The sequence below is a fragment of the Bradyrhizobium sp. B124 genome (assembly GCF_038967635.1).
GTDB lineage: Bacteria > Pseudomonadota > Alphaproteobacteria > Rhizobiales > Xanthobacteraceae > Bradyrhizobium.
In genome coordinates this window covers 6,653,242-6,669,493 of the sequence record NZ_CP152413.1, presented here as the reverse complement: position 1 = coordinate 6,669,493, position 16,252 = coordinate 6,653,242, and the positions used below count along the sequence as shown (strand labels likewise).

Here is a 16,252-nt window from a genome sequence, read left to right as displayed (position 1 = left end):
CCTCGCGGTTGGTTGGTCGCACACAAATCTATCGCCACGCCGCGCAGAGTCGATGGGGCGTTTCCTATCGCCCGATAGCTAGGCCAGATCGGCTTTCATCAACGCACGGATGGACTTCGGAATCGGCTGTGCCCGGCCCTGACTGACGAAGGCGACGCGCACCTGCGCCTTCACAAGCACGTCATCGCCGCGCCTGACCTCCTGCGCGAGCATGATGGAGGCGCCCTTCACCGCGATCGGCCAGGTCACGACGTCGAGCATGTCGTCCATCCGCGCGGGCTTGAGGAAGTCCAGCGTCATCGAGCGCACCACGAAGGCGAAGCCGCCGGTCTCCTCCTGCGCCTCCTCGAACAGCGCGTTCTGCTCGGCGCCCATCAATCGGAGATGATTGGTGCGCCCGCGCTCCATGAAGCGCAAATAATTGGCGTGGTAGACGATGCCGGAAAAATCGGTGTCTTCGTAGTAGACACGGACCTGCATATGGTGTCGGCCATCGCGGATCGCACCGTCGATATGGGGGAAGGTCAATTGCGGCCCCTCGATTGCCCTCGTGAGAACAATCGTTTTGCGCAAATTGCCCGATCACGCAAGCGCGATCAGGACACCACCGGCCCCTTTGCACCGAGCGTGACCTGCACGATCTCGGGTGGCACGCCGAGGCGGAACGGCATGATGCTGCAGCCAAGGCCGCCGGAGACGACGACGTCGCATTTCAGCTTGAAATGACCATAGGCGAGCCGCATGCCGCGCTTCACCGGCACCGCCGGCGACCAGCCGAGCAGCCGGATCTGGCCGCCATGGGTGTGGCCGGACAGCTGCAGCGCGACGCGCGAGGGCATGCGGAGCGCGACGTCAGGCTCGTGCGCGAGCAGGATCACCGGCGCGTCGTCGGTGACTTTTTCGAGCGTCGCGTTGAGATCGTCGACGCCGATGCGCCGGACCTCGCGATAGCGCCGCGCCGGCAGATAGGCGAGCTGGTCGCCGAGACCGGCGAGCCAGAACGGGCGGTTATCCTTGGTGAGCCGCACCGCATCGTTCTCGTAGACCGGGATGCCGGCGCGCTCCAGCGCACGGCGCGCGACGGGCGTGCCCTGCCCCAGGCGCTGTACCGTCTTGTCTTCCCAGTAATCGTGGTTGCCGAGCACGGCATGGACGCCGAGCGGCGCCTTCAGGTCTTTCAGCACCGCGGCCCACTCCGAGGCCGGAATGAAGCGGGTGACGTGGCGCAGCCCCGCGACATAGTCGCCGAGCAGCACGATGATGTCGGGGTTCAGCGCGTTGGTCCGCTCGACGATCTCAGCGATGCGATCGAGCGACATCCATGGATCGCAGGCGTGAATGTCGGCGATCGCGGCGATCTTGAGCGGAAAGTCCGAAGGCCATTGCCGCGGCGACAGATCGTAGCGCGTCAGCGTGAGGCGGACGACCGGCTCGCTCAAGCCATAGGCCGCGGTCGAAGCGGTGGCAGCGGTCAATCCGCCGGCGGTGCGCAGAAAATGTCGACGTGAAATCATGGACGCTTGATCGGTGATGCCTGGTCCATGATAGGCCCTTTGATTGGAGCGAAATTGGGCCGCGTTTGTGCAGACGGCCTGCAGAGACGTCGCAATGGTTAGCGGGCAAGGTTACCGTGCAGCGCGATGCGCTGCGTCAACACGTCTGTTCACGTCTTCGAGAGCGAGGTGGCTCAGTCTTCATCGCCATTGCCGCCGAACAGGCCGAACTGCGAGGGATCGCGGTTCGGCTCGGCAAGACCGAGATGGCGAAAGGCATGTGAGGTGAGCAGTCTTCCGCGCGGGGTGCGCTGCAAATAGCCGCACTGGATCAGATAGGGCTCGATGATGTCCTCGATCGCATCGCGTGGCTCGGATAGCGCGGCCGCCATGGTCTCGACACCGACCGGACCGCCGCCATAGTTCAAGGCGATGGTGGTGAGATAGCGCCGGTCCATCGCATCGAGGCCTGCGCTGTCGACCTCGAGCGCGCTCAGCGCACGGTCGGCGATGCCGCGATCGATGGCGTCGGCATCCGCTGCGGAGGCAAAGTCGCGCACGCGGCGCAAGAGGCGGCCGGCGATGCGCGGCGTGCCGCGGGCGCGGCGCGCGATCTCGTTGGCGCCATCAGGGCTCATGCCGATGTTCAGCACGCGGGCGCCGCGGGTGACGATCTTCTCGAGCTCTTCCACGGTGTAGAAATTGAGCCGGATCGGAATGCCGAAGCGATCGCGCAGCGGATTGGTGAGCAGGCCCGCGCGCGTCGTCGCGCCGACGAGAGTGAATTTCGACAGCTCGATCTTCACCGAGCGCGCCGCGGGGCCTTCGCCGATGATCAGATCGAGCTGGAAATCCTCCATCGCGGGATAGAGCACTTCCTCGACCGCCGGGCTCAGGCGATGGATCTCGTCGATGAACAGCACGTCACGCTCTTCCAGATTGGTGAGCAGCGCCGCAAGGTCGCCGGCCTTGGCGATGACCGGGCCGGAGGTGGCACGGAAGCCGACACCGAGCTCGCGCGCGACGATCTGCGCCAGCGTGGTCTTACCGAGGCCCGGGGGACCGACGAACAGCACGTGATCGAGCGCCTCGCCGCGCTTCTTGGCGGCTTCGATGAAGATCGAGAGATTCTTGCGCGCCTGGGCCTGGCCGACGAACTCCGTCAGCGACTGCGGACGCAGCGCGGTGTCGCCGACATCGTCGGAACGGCGTTCGGGCGTGACGATGCGCGAGGGAGTGTTCACTTCGACAATTCCTTAAGCCCCAGCCGGATCAGCTGCGCAGTCTCGGCGCTCTCACCGGCGCTGCGCGAGGCGGCCGCGATCGCGGCGGCGGCCTGCGGCTGGCCGTAGCCGAGATTGACCAGCGCGGAGATCGCGTCGGTGACCGGGCGCGGCGCACGGTTGTTGTCGATCGCGCCCGAGAGCTGCACCACCGCGGGATCGACATCGGCAAAGCCCGGCGCCTTATCCTTCAATTCGCTGACGATGCGCTCGGCCACTTTGGGTCCGACGCCCGGCGTGCGCGCCACCGCCGCCTTGTCGCGCAGCGCGATGGCATTGGCGAGATCGGTCGGCGGCAACGTGCCGAGCACCGCGAGCGCAACCTTGGCGCCGACGCCCTGCACGGTCTGCAACAGGCGAAACCACTCGCGCTCGATATCCGAGCGGAAACCGAACAGTTTTATTTGATCCTCGCGGACATAGGTCTCGATCGAGAGCACGGCGGCGCCGCCCGGCTGTGGCAGCGCCTGCAGCGTGCGGCTCGCGCAATGCACCTGATAACCGACGCCGCCGACATCGAGGATCACGTAATCCTCGCCATAGGAATCGATCAGGCCCTTGAGCTTGCCGATCATAGGTTCGCCACCCTGAGGCGCAGCGCGGTGCTCTGGCGGTGATGGGCGTGGGTGATCGCGACCGCGAGCGCGTCGGCGGCGTCGGCGGACGGCGGCTCGGCTTTCGGCAGCAGGATCTTCAGCATCACCTGGATCTGGTTCTTCTCGGCATGTCCGGCGCCGACCACGGTCTTCTTGACCTGGTTCGGCGCGTACTCGGCGACCGAGATACCGAACATTGCGGGCGCCAGCATGGCGACGCCGCGGGCCTGGCCGAGTTTCAGCGTGGCAACGCCGTCCTTGTTGACGAAGGTCTGCTCGACCGCGGCCTCCGCCGGTCGGTAGTCGCCGAGCACCGCGGCGAGTCCCTCATGGATCGCAAGCAGCCGGCTCGCCAGCGGCAGATCGTCCGGCGGCTCGACCGAACCGCAGGCGACATAGACCAGACGGTTGCCCTCGGTCTCGATCACGCCCCAGCCGGTGCGGCGGAGACCCGGATCGATACCGATGATGCGGACGGGAGAGCGAATCGGCTGCGATGTCATGGGGTAGTGATACCGCCTGAGCCGGGAGAACGAAACACAAACGGAGGTTCGTCCCCTGCTCGGCGTGGCATCGCAACGTGCTTGTCATCCAGCCCTGGCTCGTCATCCCCGCGAAAGCGGGGATCCAGTGCGCTGCGGCCTCTCGGATCAAACGACGGTCTCTGGAATACTGGATCGCCCGATCAAGTCGGGCGATGACAGCGGAGTTTGGGGCGATGAGCGAGGCTCTTAACCGCCCATCTTCGCGAGCAGCGCGTCGGACACCTCGAAATTGGCGTACACGTTCTGCACGTCGTCGTGCTCGTTGAGCAGGTCCATCAGCTTCAACAGCTTTTCGCCGGTCTCGTCGTCGACCGCGACGGTGTTCTGCGGCTTCCAGGTCAGCGCCGCCTTGCGCGGCTCGCCGAACTTCGTTTCCAGCGCCTTTGCGACCTCGCGGAAGGTTTCCTGCGAGGCGTAGACCTCGTGACCGGCTTCGCTGGAGACCACGTCGTCGGCGCCGGCCTCGATCGCGGCGTCCAGCATGGCGTCGTCGGAGGCGACCTTGGCGTCGTATTCGATGATGCCGGTGTGATCGAACATGAAGGCGACCGAACCGGTTTCGCCGAGATTGCCGCCCGACTTGGTAAAGAAGGAGCGGATGTCGGAGGCGGCGCGGTTGCGGTTGTCGGTCAGCGCCTCGACGATCACGGCAACGCCGCCGGGGCCATAGCCCTCGTAGCGGATCTCGTCATAGTTCTCGCCCTCATTGCCAAGGGCCTTCTTGATGGCGCGGTCGATATTGTCCTTGGGCATGTTCTCGGCGCGGGCGGCGACCACGGCGGCGCGCAGCCGCGGGTTCATCGCCGGGTCCGGGGTGCCGAGCTTGGCCGCCACGGTGATTTCGCGGGCCAGTTTGCCGAAAAGCTTCGACCTCTGGGCATCCTGCCGGCCCTTGCGGTGCATGATGTTCTTGAATTGGGAATGGCCGGCCATGCGACGTCTCTTCGAACGTAGGGTCTGAACAGGGGTGGAAAACGCGGCCTTATAGGCCCCTGGCGGTCAAAATCAAAGGTCGGCGGGGGCCATCTGGTCCGGGAATACTACCGCAAGCCGGAATATGAGGCACTTGTTAACCATGATTTCATGCCCGGATGCGAGGATCGCCCCGTCCCGCCGCAACTTTCCAAGGCAACTTCCAACAGCCCCACAGAGCCCCCATGGCGTTCGGTTTGTTTCGAAAGCAAGTGCCGGAGCCGGCCGCGCAGCAGGTTCCAACCGCGGCTGCCGCGGCTGAAGCCTCGACCGAGACTGATTCGGCCAAGGATTCGTCCAGGGAGATCCTGGAATTGCTGGAACTCGAGCTCGGCGCGATGATGCGCCAGCTTGAGCGCGCCGCAGGCTCGGTGGCCGACGGCGCCGAGGCGACGGCCGCCAAGCTCGCGACCATCCGCGCCCGCACCGACGCGCTGACCGGCCGCAGCAGCGATGCGCAGAGCACCGCGACGACGTTCTCGGAGGCCGCCGACCGGTTCACCCATTCCGCCCAAGGCATCGGCGCGCAGGTGCGCAGCGCGAGCCAGCTCGCCGACGATGCCGCGGCCGCGGCGCGCGAGGCCACCGCCAATGTCGATCGCCTGCGCGAATCCTCGGCCGCGATCGGCAATGTCGTCAACCTGATCGCGCAGATCGCGCGGCAGACCACGCTGCTGGCGCTCAACTCGACCATCGAGGCGGCGCGCGCCGGCGCGGCCGGCAAGGGCTTCGCGGTGGTCGCCACCGAGGTCAAGGCGCTCGCAGTGCAGACCCAGAGCGCAACCGAAGAGATCACGCGCAAGATCGAGGCGTTGCAGAAGGACGCCACCGGATCGGCGGACGCCGTCCACCGCATCTCGCAGGCGATCGAAAAGATCCGGCCGGTGTTCGAGAACGTCAACGGCGCGGTCGCCGAGCAGAACCAGATCACCGGCGAGATGGGCCAGAACGCGGCCTCCGCCTCCCACTTCATCGTCTCGGTCGGCACCAGCGCCGGCGAGATCGACTCGGCAACGCGCGAAGCTGCCGCGCATGGCGACAATGTCGCCAAGGCCGGCAAGGCGGTGACCGGCTTCGCCCAGAAGCTGAAGGCGCGCTGCGCGGTGCTGCTGCGCCAGGACGAGCGCGGCGATCCGCGCAAGAACGAGCGCCTGCCCTGCAGTCTCACAATCGAGATCACGACCGCGCGCGGCATGATCACCGCGCCGGTCTACGAGATCGCGATGGACGGCATCCTGATCGGCGGGCCCGATGCCGAGAAGCTGCCCACCCATGAGACGCTGACCGCTACCTTGCAGGACGTCGGCGGCTGCCGGATCAGGATCGGCGACCGCTCCAAGGCAGGCAGCCAGGCGCGCTTCGAGGCGGCGTCCGCCGCGCTGCGCGAGAAGATCGAAGACCGGATGTGGGCGATCCACGAGGAGAACGCCGAACTCGTCACCCGGGCGATGGAAGCGGGTCGCACGCTGAGCAAGCTCTTCGAGGACGGACTGGCAAGCGGCGCGATCACGATCGCTGACATGTTCGACACCGACTATGTCGAGATCGCAGGCACCAACCCGGTGCAGTATCGCACCAGGATGCTGGATTGGGCGGATCGCGCGCTGCCCGCTCTGCTCGAGGCGTTCCTCGCCAAGGACAAGCGCCTGGCGTTCTGCGCGACGGTCGACCGGAACGGCTACCTGCCGGTCCATAACAAGATCTACTCGCAGCCGCAGCGGCCGGGCGACGTGGCCTACAACACCGCCAATTGCCGCAATCGCCGTATCTTCAACGATCCCGCGGGCCTCGCCGCCGCGCATAATGAGCGCGCCTATCTGGTTCAAAGCTACGCGCGTGACATGGGCAACGGCACCACCGTGATGATGCGCGAGATCGACGTGCCGATCCGCGTGCGGGGCCGGCACTGGGGCGCGTTCCGCACCGCGTACAGGCTTTGAACGCTCAGGTAGCCCGGATGCAGCGAAGCGTAATCCGGGACCAATGTACCGTCGGACGAGAACCCCGGATTGCGCTTCGCTGCATCCGGGCTACGCGGCGACACGCACTGCGCCGCATCCGGGCTACGCAGTGCACGCTCAGGCAAGACCGGCGGACCGAATCAAGCTTTAGACTGGAATGGGGAATGCTGCGGCGGCGCGACGGGCTGCTGTAACGGAGGAAACACATGTCGGCGGCGCAGCTTGCAGTGCTGGATACGTCATCGAACCGGACGCTGGCCGAACGGCTGGTCGACCAGCTTGCCGACCGCATCGGCGGTCTCGGGGTCGAGCTTGCCGACATCGCCGGCAACGTCCAGGAGGTCGCGAACCGCGTCACCAACCAGTCGGAGCGGTTCCATCATTTGCAGGAGACCGCCGAGATCATGGTCTCGGCCAATCACGCCATCGCCAATGCATCGCAGGCGGTGCAGACGACCGCATCCGCCGCGGTCGGCCAGATCGCGGAATCGCGCAACGCGGTCGAGACGGCGGTCAGCCATATCGCGGAGCTCGTCGCGGCGGTCGGACGCATCGAGGCGCGGCTCGCCGCGGTCGGCTCCGCGCTGAGCCAGGTCGCCAAGGTCTCCGGTTCGATCGAGGCGATCGCCAAGCAGACCAATCTGCTGGCGCTCAACGCCACGATCGAGGCCGCGCGCGCCGGCAATGCCGGCCGCGGCTTTGCCGTGGTCGCAAGCGAGGTGAAGAACCTTGCCGAGGCAACGCGCCAGGCGACGCATCAGATTTCCGACACCGTGCGCGATCTCGACGGCCAGATCGGCAGCCTGATCGGCGAGAGCAGCGACGCCTCGCTGCGCGCCAAGAGCGCCGGCGAAGGCGCTCGGCAGATCTCCGGCATCATCATGCGTGTGCAGGAAGGCTTCTCATCGGTCGGCGCCGAGATCGGCAGCGTGGCGCGCGCCGCGACCTCCAATCTCGGCCATTGCGACACCGTGATCGCGGAGCTGAACGAGCTCGCCAAGGGCGTCGATCTCTCCTCGCGCGACCTCAAGCACGCCGACGGCCGCGTCGCGAAGCTGCTCGAGCTGTCCGAGAGCCTGATCGTGACCATCGCCGACAGCGGCGTCGAGACCAGCGATGCGCCGCTGATCCGCGTCGTGATCGACACCGCGAAACAGGTCTCGGAGCTGTTCGAGAAGGCCGTCGCAGGCGGCGAGATCACGCTTGCGCAATTGATGGACGAGAATTATCGCGAGATCGCGGGCACCAATCCGAAGCAATATCTGACCGACTATGTCAGCTTCACCGACCGCGTGCTGCCTGCGATCCAGGACCCGATCCAGAAGAGCGATCCGCGCATCGTGTTCTGCGTCGCCTGGGCGCGGAGCGGCTATCTGCCGACCCACAATCCGAACTACCGGCTGCCGCAGGGACCGGACCCGGTGTGGAACAACGCCAATTGCCGCAACCGCCGGCTGTTCAACGACCGCGCGGTGAGCAAGGTCGCGGCCAATACCAAGCCGTTCCTGCTACAGACCTATCGCCGCGACATGGGCGGCGGTAATTTCGTGCTGATGAAGGACGTGTCGTCGCCGATCTTCGTGAACGGCCGCCACTGGGGCGCATTCCGGATGGGTTTTCGGCAGGGCTGACGGCAAGTCGTCATTGCGAAGAGCGATAGCGACGAAGCAATCCATCGCTCTGCGCACGCCGAGACTGTGGATTGCTTCGCTTCGCTCGCAATGACGGATACGGATACGCGTAGCCCGGATGGAGCGAAGCGCAATCCGGGAGCAGTCTCTCAACTTGCGAGGGCCCCCGGATTTCGCTTCGCTTCATCCGGGCTACACGCTACGTCCAGAAGCTCGGCACCGCGGGCTCGAGCCGCCCGCCGGCGCGCACCGGCGCGACCCTCACCGCAAGCCCGGTCGCATCGTCGGTCTCGACCGCGACGCCGCTCAGCGTCGCAACGCCTCCGGCCGGCTCGAAACGACCGGAGGGAATGCCGGTGAGGAAGCGCTGCAGCGGCTCCTCCTTCTGCATGCCGATCACCGAATCATAGTCGCCGGTCATCCCTGCATCGCTCATATAGGCGGTGCCGCCGGGCAGCACCTGATGATCGGCGGTCGGCACATGGGTATGGGTCCCGACCACGAGGCTGATGCGGCCGTCGCAGAAGAAGCCGACGCCCTGCTTCTCGGAGGTCGCCTCGGCATGGAAATCGAGCACGATGGCGTCACAGCCCTCGCGCAACGGGCAGGCCTCGAGTTCGCGCTCGATCGCGCTGAACGGATCGTTCGAGGACGGCTCCATGAAGACGCGGCCGATCGCGTTGAGGATCAACGCGCGCTTGCCGCTCTTGGTGTCGACCAGCGTGGCGCCGCGTCCCGGCGAATGGCGCGGGAAATTCAGCGGCCGGATCAGGCGCGGCGCGCGCTCGATGAAGACCAGCGCCTCCTTCTGATTCCAGGCGTGGTTGCCGAGCGTGATCGCGTCCGCCCCGGCATCGAGCAGTTCCTGGTAGATCGCCTCGGTGATGCCGAAGCCGCCGGCGGCGTTCTCGCCGTTGACGACGACGAGATCGAGCGACCAGTCCTTGATCATGCCGGGAAGGTGGTCTGAGATGGCGGTGCGGCCGGTCCTGCCGACGACGTCACCAACGAACAGAATACGCAAGGCTAGCTACTCCGGAAATCGAACGTCTTGCGCTCCGTTAGCACATAATCGAGCGGGACGTCGTGCGACAGCGCCGGAATGGCCTTGGTTTCCTGTGCAGCAAAGGCGACCCCCACCCCGATCACATGCTTGGCCTTGCGCAGATGTGCAAAGGTATAGTCGTAATAGCCGGCGCCGTAGCCGATGCGGTGGCCGAGCTTGTCGAAGGCCGCAAGCGGCACCAGCATCACGTCGGGATGCACCTCGGCCGCGGCCGGCGACGGCTCGGGAATGCCGAGCGGCCCGAGCATCAGCCGGTCCTGCGGCGACCAGCTGCGGAAGGTCAGCGACTGGCCGCGCGCATTGATGCAGGGCAGCGCAAGCCGCGCACCCTTTTCGGCAAGCTTCTTCATCAGCGGGGCCGGATCGAGCTCGCTGCGGATCGGCGCATAGCCCGAGACGATCATGCCTTGCGTGATCTCGAACGGCGCGCCGCGCTTGGCGAGGGCTTCGGCGGCCGCCGCGCGCTGCTCATCGCTCAGCGCGTCGCGCTTGGCGAGGGCAAGCGCCCGAAGCTCGGCCTTCGATGGAGCTGCGTGCATGATCCATCTTCCGCTGTCATCGTCCGCAAAACGCGAACGAGCCGGCACTCAGAAACGCTAGCATTCGTTTGACCAGGCCGCGGCGTACTGGACACCCCGCGAGGAGCCTGCCAGCGGGCGAGCCGATGACGAGACCCATTGCGGGGGAACTGCTAATCAAACCGCCGCAGCGCGACGACAAGGCAACAGCAAAAATCAGTGCGAAGCCGCAGAGGCCGTTGGAGCGCTCGATCCCGGAGTTCCCTACGAAAGTAGGTGGGCACCATATGTCCGGGTCCACGGACCCGGCCAGGGACAGTTCCCTAAAGGATCGATAAGGCCCCGGGGATATATGGCTCCTGACGCACGACGCAGCTTCGCAGGGCCAATGTAGCGACGAAGTGCCGGTTCCGCCAGCGGCAAGGGGCGGACTTCCGCAAACAAGGGGCGGACTTCCGCAAATCAGGCGCCGGCGCCGTGCTCGGCTTCCGCCGGAGTGCAAAACATCCGGTGCCTGGCGTGCGCTCCGTCGCGGCACCAGAGGAAGCGGGCGAGCCAAAGCCGGCCCCGCCGCCCGATCGCCGACCGAGCTGGCCCCTCAATCAGCCTCTGCCGCTCAGCCGCGCAACCATGTTCTTGGTGTAGTGCGCCAGCAGAACCGGCGCGTTGTTGCCGAGCACATCGATCCTTCCCCCGTGCTTGAGCACGAGCAACCCGACCAGATGCGTGATAAGCGCGGTGGCCTCGATACGGACCATCGGCAGAAACGGCTTCGCCGTGGCCTTGCGGACCTGCTCCGCGAGCAGAGCGAGCAGAGCGTCCAGTTGCCGCTTGAGGGCCTCGTCCAATCCGGACCCGAGCTTCTTCTTGCGCTCCCCATTGAACAGCACGAGCGACAGCGTCAGCTCGGACGGATGCGCGTCGTAATATTTGTATATTGCAAGGGTGCCGCGTCGAAGGGATTTCGCGGGAACAGCGATGCCGTCCATCGCTGCCCTGACTTCTTCAGTGACTGCCAACAACGATTCACCCAGCACCGCCGCGAATACTTCCTCCTTCGATCGAAACAGCGGGTAGATCGCGCCGGTCGTGCACCCGGCCATTTGCGCGATCGCCCTGATCGACGCGCCTTCGAGGCCGCTGGCCTCAAATACACGACGCGCGGCGTCAACGATCACGCGACGACGATGAAGGTCGAGGGTCGTCTGATAGGTTTGCGCAGCGGCAGACATTGACTCCTTGCCGGTTTTGTAACATCGTTCCTAATGAATAACATTGTTATTCGGCTTGGACAAGCGCAGGTTGGCGCGGCGGCCCCAGGGACTTCCGACCCCAGACGCAGTTCAGAATCTCTCCCGGAGAGCACCATGCGTGAACACGAGACGGCACGCTCCATTGAGCCTCTGCTGGATGCCGAGCAAGTGCGGCGGGCGATCATCCGAAACCTGCCGAGCATCGACCACCACGGCGAGATCGTCGAGAACGTCGGACCGAACGCGATCCGCGTCCGGCTTCCGTATCGGCAGGCGTTCATGGGAGCCGAGTTGTGGCAAGACGGCAGCGGCGGCGTGTTTTCGGGACCGACGGTGATGGGCCTTGCCGACACCACGATGTACGGCTGCGTCCTGGCGGCCCTCGGAGCCAACGTTATCCCGGTGATGGCAGGCTTCAACATCACCTTCCTGCGGCCAGCCAGGGCTTCGGATCTGATCGCGGAGGCGCGCATCGTGCGCCGCGGCCGCCGCCTGCATTATCTCGAATGCTGGCTGACTTGCGACGGCGAACCAGACCCTTGCGCCCATATCACGTCGACATATCGGGTCGCGGTGCGGCCGGAGCGCTAACGCGCCATGTGCCAATCATTCGGTCCGGCAAACGATCGTTGGCAGATGCGGGCAAATAGATCGCATCCGGTGGCGTCCGATCATTTCAGTCCGGCCCGCAGGTGAAGCTGCCGCGAACTTCAGCCGATCGCGATGCCGCCGCCGATGGTGCGGTTGAGCACCTGCGTGGTGCGCTCGATCCGCTCGGCGGCGGCGTTGAGCGCGTTGGAGACCGCGGTCTGGGTCGCGCGGGCGCGGTCGGTGGCGGCTGTGCGGGCATTGCGTAGCTGCTCGACCTCTTCCTCGAGGCTGCGGATGCGTGCACCCGCATCGACCAGTTCGTCGCAGGCGGTGAGCGCCGCCATCACGGTGAGCCGCGCATCGCCGATCTCGCCGAACTTGCCGCGCAGCGACTCGACGCGCTGCTGGAGGTTTTCTGCGAGCTTCAGGAGCCGCACCTCCTGGCCCTCCTCGCAGGCCATCCGGTATTGCCGGCCGTTGATGGTGACGTTGATGTGGCTCATCTGCCTTCTCCGCCCTCGAGCACGGCGCGAATGGTGCCGATCGCTGCATCGAGCTTTTCTGCGATGTCGCGATTGACGCGCTCGAGCTTGCGCGTCTTCACCAGCGATCCGTCGAGTTCGTCGGCAAGCCTGGAGCGATCGGCGCCGAGCGCCTGGATCCGGCTCGCCAATTCGTTTTCGTCGCGGTCGGCCTCGCGGCGCCGCTCCACCGAGCTCTCCAGCGCATCGAGCGCTGCCATCAGCCGCTTTGTCGCAGCATCGATATCGGCGAGCGGTGCCTCGGTATTGCCAGAGCCGTTGGTGAGACGATCACTCATGACACGCGGTGTGGACCCTTCAAATTGGCTAGCTGGAGTAGCCTGCCGGAAACAAGCCTGCCGCACGGCAAAACTGGCGGTTCGGCAAGCGGTTAGCGGACGAAATTTACGTGGCAAGCGAGCCGAGTGCAACGGCGGCGCCAAACTATGCACCGTTCAATGAAATTGGGCCATTTTGAGCAACTTTTCCCCGTTTTGGGGCGTTTCATCGCCTTGGACTTGCGGAATTGAGGTGCTAATCCACCCTCCAACCCGTAAGGCCATCCACGCGCGTATCGCGGCTGCCCGCCCCGATGCGTCCAGCATTCAGCTCCTCATTCCAGGCGGACTTTTCATCATGACGCAGGTCGATCACACCCGTATGGCCAATGCGATCCGTGGCCTTGCCATGGACGCCGTCGAGAAGGCGAATTCCGGCCATCCCGGCCTGCCGATGGGCGCCGCCGACATCGCGACCGTCCTGTTCACCAAATTCTTGAAATTCGATGCCGCCGACACGGCGTGGCCCGATCGCGACCGCTTCGTGCTGTCGGCCGGCCACGGCTCGATGCTGCTCTATGCGTTGCTGTACCTGACCGGCAACAAGGACATGACGCTCGACCAGCTCAAGCATTTCCGCCAGCTCGGATCGCTGACGCCGGGACACCCGGAGAATTTCCACACCAAAGGCATTGAGACCACCACCGGCCCGCTCGGCCAGGGCATTGCCACCGCAGTCGGCATGGCGCTCGCCGAGAAGATGCTCGCCGCAGAGTTCGGCAAGAAGATCGTCAACCACCACACCTATGTGCTCGCCTCCGACGGCGACCTGATGGAAGGCATCTCGCAGGAGGCGATCGCGCTGGCCGGCCACTGGCGCCTCAACAAGATGATCGTGCTGTACGACGACAACGGCATCTCGATCGACGGCCCGACCTCGATCTCCGATTCCGTCGACCAGGTGAAGCGCTTCAAGTCCGCCGGCTGGGCCGCCGAATTGATCGATGGCCATGATCCGCAGGCGATCGCCGCTGCGATCACCCGTGCGCAGAAATCCAGCAAGCCTTCGATGATCGCCTGTAAGACCACGATCGGCTTCGGCGCACCGACCAGGGCCGGCACCGCCAAGGCGCATGGCGAGGCGCTCGGCGCCGCCGAGCTCAAGGGCGCCAAGGAGAAGCTCGGCATCTCGCTCGAGCCGTTCTCGGTGCCCGACGACGTGCTGAAGGCCTGGCGTGAGGCGGGCGCCCGCGGCGCCGCCGAGCACAAGGCGTGGGACGAGCAGTTCGCGCAGCTCGGCAACCGCAAGCGCGCCGAGTTCGAGCGCCGCCTGCGTCACGAACGGCCGCAATCGCTCGCCAAGGGGCTGCGCGCCTTCAAGAAGGGCCTGCTGGAAAATCCGCTCAACGTCGCGACCCGCAAGTCGTCGGAAGCCGCGATCGAAGTGATCGCCGCCGCGATGCCGATGGAATTCGTGGCCGGCTCCGCCGACCTCACCGGCTCCAACAACAACAAGGCGAAGTCGGCAGTGGGGTTCGCCGCCAAGACCCCGAAGGGCCGCTTCATCCATTACGGCATCCGTGAACACGGCATGGCGGCGTGCCTCAACGGCATCTTCCTGCATGGCGGCTTCGCGCCGAACGGCGCCACCTTCCTGGTGTTCACCGACTATGCGCGCGGTGCGATGCGGCTGTCGGCGCTGATGGGCACTGGCGTGGTCTATGTGATGACCCACGATTCGATCGGCCTCGGCGAGGACGGCCCGACGCACCAGCCGGTCGAGCATCTCTCCGCGCTGCGCGCGATGCCCAACATGCGCGTGTTCCGTCCCTGCGACGCGGTCGAGACCGCCGAGTGCTGGGAACTCGCGCTCAACCGGATCGACGGGCCAACCGTGCTGGCGCTGACCCGCCAGAACCTGCCGCAGCTCCGCACCACGGCGCCGAACGACAATCCGTGCAGCCACGGCGCCTACGAACTAGTCGCGGCGCAAGGCGACGCAAAAGTGTCATTGTTCGCGTCCGGTTCCGAGGTCCAGATCGCGGTCGAGGCGCAGAAGCAGCTCGCCGGGCGCGGCATCGCGACGCGGGTCGTCTCGGTCCCGTCGCTGGAATTGCTGCTGGCGCAGCCCGCCGAGCGGCAAAATGCCGTGATCGGCAACGCCCCGGTCAAGATCGCGATCGAGGCCGCGGTGCGCTGGGGCTGGGATGCCGTGATCGGCCGCGACGGTGAATTCGTCGGCATGCACGGTTTCGGCGCCAGCGCCCCGGCGAAGGACCTTTTCCCGCATTTCGGCATTACTGCGGAGGCCGTCGTTAACGCTGCCCTGAAGCGCGTCTGACGCCGGCCTGACACCCGCCGGTCGAAGGTTGAGCTTGCCGCGAAAAAGGATTACCAAAGCTCCATCTTTTCCGCTCGCGTCCGGCTGAACCGGGCGTTCCGCCGTAAAACCCTCGTGGGACACCTCCCACGGGGCCGGCAGCAGCTTTTAGAGGAGACACAGCATGGCAATCCGCGTCGCGATCAACGGGTTTGGGCGTATCGGCCGCAATGTGTTGCGCGCCATCGCCGAGTCCGGCCGCAAGGACATCGAGGTGGTCGGCATCAACGACCTCGGCCCGGTCGAGACCAACGCGCACCTGCTGCGCTTCGATTCCGTGCATGGCCGCTTTCCGGGCACCGTGACCGTCGATGGCGATTCGATCAGCGTGGGCGACAACAAGATCAAGGTCTCGGCCGAGCGCGATCCCTCCAAGCTGCCGTGGAAGGCCCTCGGCGTCGACATCGCGCTGGAATGCACCGGCATCTTCACCGCCAAGGACAAGGCCTCTGCGCACCTCACCGCCGGCGCCAAGCGCGTGCTGGTCTCGGCCCCGGCCGATGGCGCTGACGCCACCATCGTCTACGGCGTCAACCACGACACGCTGAACAAGGATCAGCTCGTCGTCTCCAACGGCTCCTGCACCACCAACTGCCTCGCGCCGGTTGCCAAGGTGTTGAACGAGACGGTCGGCATCGAGACCGGCTTCATGACCACGATCCACGCCTATACCGGCGACCAGCCGACGCTCGACACCCTGCACAAGGATCTCTATCGCGGTCGCGCCGCGGCGATGTCGATGATCCCGACCTCGACCGGTGCCGCGAAAGCTATCGGCCTGGTGCTGCCGGAACTGAAGGGCAAGCTCGACGGCGTCTCGATCCGCGTGCCGACCCCGAACGTCTCGGTGATCGATCTGAAGATCGTCGCCAAGCGTGCCACCGACGCCAAGGAAATCAACGAGGCGATGAAGCGCGCCTCCGAGCAGCAACTCAAGGGCATCCTCGGCTTCACCACCGCGCCGAACGTCTCGATCGACTTCAACCACGATCCGCACTCGGCCACCTTCCACATGGACCAGACCAAGGTGCAGAACGGCACGCTGGTGCGCGTGATGGCCTGGTACGACAATGAGTGGGGCTTCTCGAACCGCATGGCGGACACCGCCGTTGCGATCGGCAAGCTGATCTAAATTCGACTGTTCGTGATGCCCGGCCGAGCGCC

At 65.6% G+C, this 16,252-nt stretch carries 16 protein-coding genes and 1 other RNA gene; 5 read left to right on the top strand and 12 right to left on the bottom strand.

All coding sequences use genetic code 11. The features are described from left to right. Positions 1-78 precede the first annotated feature (78 nt). The 6 genes from ybgC to AAFG13_RS31710 all read right to left on the bottom strand — a co-directional run bounded on the left by ybgC (position 79) and on the right by AAFG13_RS31710 (position 4,850). Positions 79-528, bottom strand: coding sequence for a tol-pal system-associated acyl-CoA thioesterase (ybgC, locus tag AAFG13_RS31735; protein WP_342709240.1), 450 nt, complete (start codon positions 526-528; stop codon positions 79-81). A 68-nt stretch (positions 529-596) separates the two neighbouring features. After that, positions 597-1,514 (bottom strand): metallophosphoesterase, encoded by a 918-nt coding sequence (locus tag AAFG13_RS31730; protein ID WP_212313981.1) that lies wholly within the window; start codon positions 1,512-1,514, stop codon positions 597-599. Between the two features lie 173 nt (positions 1,515-1,687). Continuing rightward, the gene (ruvB, locus tag AAFG13_RS31725; RefSeq protein WP_212313983.1) at positions 1,688-2,737 is read right to left on the bottom strand and encodes a Holliday junction branch migration DNA helicase RuvB; all 1,050 of its coding nucleotides are present in this window, start codon (positions 2,735-2,737) and stop codon (positions 1,688-1,690) included. Beyond that, positions 2,734-3,351: a Holliday junction branch migration protein RuvA gene (ruvA, locus tag AAFG13_RS31720; RefSeq protein WP_342709239.1), complete on the bottom strand. Its 618-nt coding sequence runs from the start codon at positions 3,349-3,351 to the stop codon at positions 2,734-2,736. The genes ruvB and ruvA overlap by 4 nt, the downstream gene beginning before the upstream one ends. Then, the gene (gene ruvC, locus AAFG13_RS31715; protein ID WP_212313987.1) at positions 3,348-3,875 is read right to left on the bottom strand and encodes a crossover junction endodeoxyribonuclease RuvC; all 528 of its coding nucleotides are present in this window, start codon (positions 3,873-3,875) and stop codon (positions 3,348-3,350) included. Before ruvC ends, ruvA begins: the two co-directional genes overlap by 4 nt. A 228-nt stretch (positions 3,876-4,103) precedes the next feature. Continuing rightward, positions 4,104-4,850 carry a YebC/PmpR family DNA-binding transcriptional regulator gene (locus AAFG13_RS31710; RefSeq protein ID WP_212313988.1) on the bottom strand — a complete coding sequence of 249 codons (747 nt, stop codon included), beginning with the start codon at positions 4,848-4,850 and terminating at the stop codon, positions 4,104-4,106. A 224-nt stretch (positions 4,851-5,074) separates the two neighbouring features. Between AAFG13_RS31710 and AAFG13_RS31705 the strand changes: the two genes are divergently transcribed. Beyond that, complete coding sequence (locus AAFG13_RS31705) at positions 5,075-6,829, top strand: methyl-accepting chemotaxis protein (RefSeq protein WP_342709238.1); 1,755 nt, start codon at positions 5,075-5,077, stop codon at positions 6,827-6,829. 227 nt (positions 6,830-7,056) lie between these two features. Continuing rightward, positions 7,057-8,481 carry a methyl-accepting chemotaxis protein gene (locus AAFG13_RS31700; RefSeq protein WP_342709237.1) on the top strand — a complete coding sequence of 475 codons (1,425 nt, stop codon included), beginning with the start codon at positions 7,057-7,059 and terminating at the stop codon, positions 8,479-8,481. A gap of 199 nt (positions 8,482-8,680) precedes the next feature. On the opposite strand, the gene AAFG13_RS31695 is transcribed toward AAFG13_RS31700, so the two are convergent. The 4 genes from AAFG13_RS31695 to AAFG13_RS31680 all read right to left on the bottom strand — a co-directional run bounded on the left by AAFG13_RS31695 (position 8,681) and on the right by AAFG13_RS31680 (position 11,297). Beyond that, a complete protein-coding gene (locus AAFG13_RS31695) occupies positions 8,681-9,505 on the bottom strand; it encodes a TIGR00282 family metallophosphoesterase (RefSeq protein WP_212313991.1) in 825 nt (274 codons plus the stop codon). Between the two features lie 2 nt (positions 9,506-9,507). Further along, positions 9,508-10,086 (bottom strand): 5-formyltetrahydrofolate cyclo-ligase, encoded by a 579-nt coding sequence (locus tag AAFG13_RS31690; protein WP_342709236.1) that lies wholly within the window; start codon positions 10,084-10,086, stop codon positions 9,508-9,510. Between the two features lie 199 nt (positions 10,087-10,285). Further along, positions 10,286-10,446, bottom strand: a non-coding RNA gene (gene ssrS / locus AAFG13_RS31685) — 6S RNA. Between the two features lie 221 nt (positions 10,447-10,667). Continuing rightward, entirely contained in the window at positions 10,668-11,297 is a 630-nt protein-coding gene (locus AAFG13_RS31680) for a TetR/AcrR family transcriptional regulator (protein WP_342709235.1), read from the bottom strand. Positions 11,298-11,432: 135 nt separating this feature from the next. On the opposite strand from AAFG13_RS31680, the gene AAFG13_RS31675 reads away from it, so the two are divergent. Beyond that, positions 11,433-11,909, top strand: a complete 477-nt coding sequence (locus AAFG13_RS31675; RefSeq protein ID WP_212313995.1) for a PaaI family thioesterase — start codon at positions 11,433-11,435, stop codon at positions 11,907-11,909. 119 nt (positions 11,910-12,028) lie between these two features. On the opposite strand, the gene AAFG13_RS31670 is transcribed toward AAFG13_RS31675, so the two are convergent. Beyond that, entirely contained in the window at positions 12,029-12,412 is a 384-nt protein-coding gene (locus AAFG13_RS31670; protein WP_092123645.1) for a cell division protein ZapA, read from the bottom strand. Beyond that, the gene (locus AAFG13_RS31665; protein WP_342709234.1) at positions 12,409-12,729 is read right to left on the bottom strand and encodes a DUF4164 domain-containing protein; all 321 of its coding nucleotides are present in this window, start codon (positions 12,727-12,729) and stop codon (positions 12,409-12,411) included. The genes AAFG13_RS31670 and AAFG13_RS31665 overlap by 4 nt, the downstream gene beginning before the upstream one ends. A 337-nt stretch (positions 12,730-13,066) precedes the next feature. On the opposite strand from AAFG13_RS31665, the gene tkt reads away from it, so the two are divergent. Together tkt and gap are read left to right on the top strand one after the other, a co-directional pair. Beyond that, entirely contained in the window at positions 13,067-15,049 is a 1,983-nt protein-coding gene (tkt, locus tag AAFG13_RS31660; protein ID WP_342709233.1) for a transketolase, read from the top strand. A gap of 163 nt (positions 15,050-15,212) precedes the next feature. Continuing rightward, positions 15,213-16,220 (top strand): type I glyceraldehyde-3-phosphate dehydrogenase, encoded by a 1,008-nt coding sequence (gene gap / locus AAFG13_RS31655; RefSeq protein WP_173638784.1) that lies wholly within the window; start codon positions 15,213-15,215, stop codon positions 16,218-16,220. Positions 16,221-16,252: the final 32 nt, after the last annotated feature.

Coding starts and splice junctions, on each gene's coding strand:
- AAFG13_RS31730 (WP_212313981.1), bottom strand. CDS start 1,514: ATGATTTCACGTCGACATTTTCTGCGCACCGCCGGCGGATTGACCGCT.
- ruvA (WP_342709239.1), bottom strand. CDS start 3,351: ATGATCGGCAAGCTCAAGGGCCTGATCGATTCCTATGGCGAGGATTAC.
- ruvC (WP_212313987.1), bottom strand. CDS start 3,875: ATGACATCGCAGCCGATTCGCTCTCCCGTCCGCATCATCGGTATCGAT.
- AAFG13_RS31710 (WP_212313988.1), bottom strand. CDS start 4,850: ATGGCCGGCCATTCCCAATTCAAGAACATCATGCACCGCAAGGGCCGG.
- AAFG13_RS31705 (WP_342709238.1), top strand. CDS start 5,075: ATGGCGTTCGGTTTGTTTCGAAAGCAAGTGCCGGAGCCGGCCGCGCAG.
- AAFG13_RS31700 (WP_342709237.1), top strand. CDS start 7,057: ATGTCGGCGGCGCAGCTTGCAGTGCTGGATACGTCATCGAACCGGACG.
- AAFG13_RS31690 (WP_342709236.1), bottom strand. CDS start 10,086: ATGCACGCAGCTCCATCGAAGGCCGAGCTTCGGGCGCTTGCCCTCGCC.
- AAFG13_RS31680 (WP_342709235.1), bottom strand. CDS start 11,297: ATGTCTGCCGCTGCGCAAACCTATCAGACGACCCTCGACCTTCATCGT.
- AAFG13_RS31675 (WP_212313995.1), top strand. CDS start 11,433: ATGCGTGAACACGAGACGGCACGCTCCATTGAGCCTCTGCTGGATGCC.
- AAFG13_RS31670 (WP_092123645.1), bottom strand. CDS start 12,412: ATGAGCCACATCAACGTCACCATCAACGGCCGGCAATACCGGATGGCC.
- AAFG13_RS31665 (WP_342709234.1), bottom strand. CDS start 12,729: ATGAGTGATCGTCTCACCAACGGCTCTGGCAATACCGAGGCACCGCTC.
- tkt (WP_342709233.1), top strand. CDS start 13,067: ATGACGCAGGTCGATCACACCCGTATGGCCAATGCGATCCGTGGCCTT.
- gap (WP_173638784.1), top strand. CDS start 15,213: ATGGCAATCCGCGTCGCGATCAACGGGTTTGGGCGTATCGGCCGCAAT.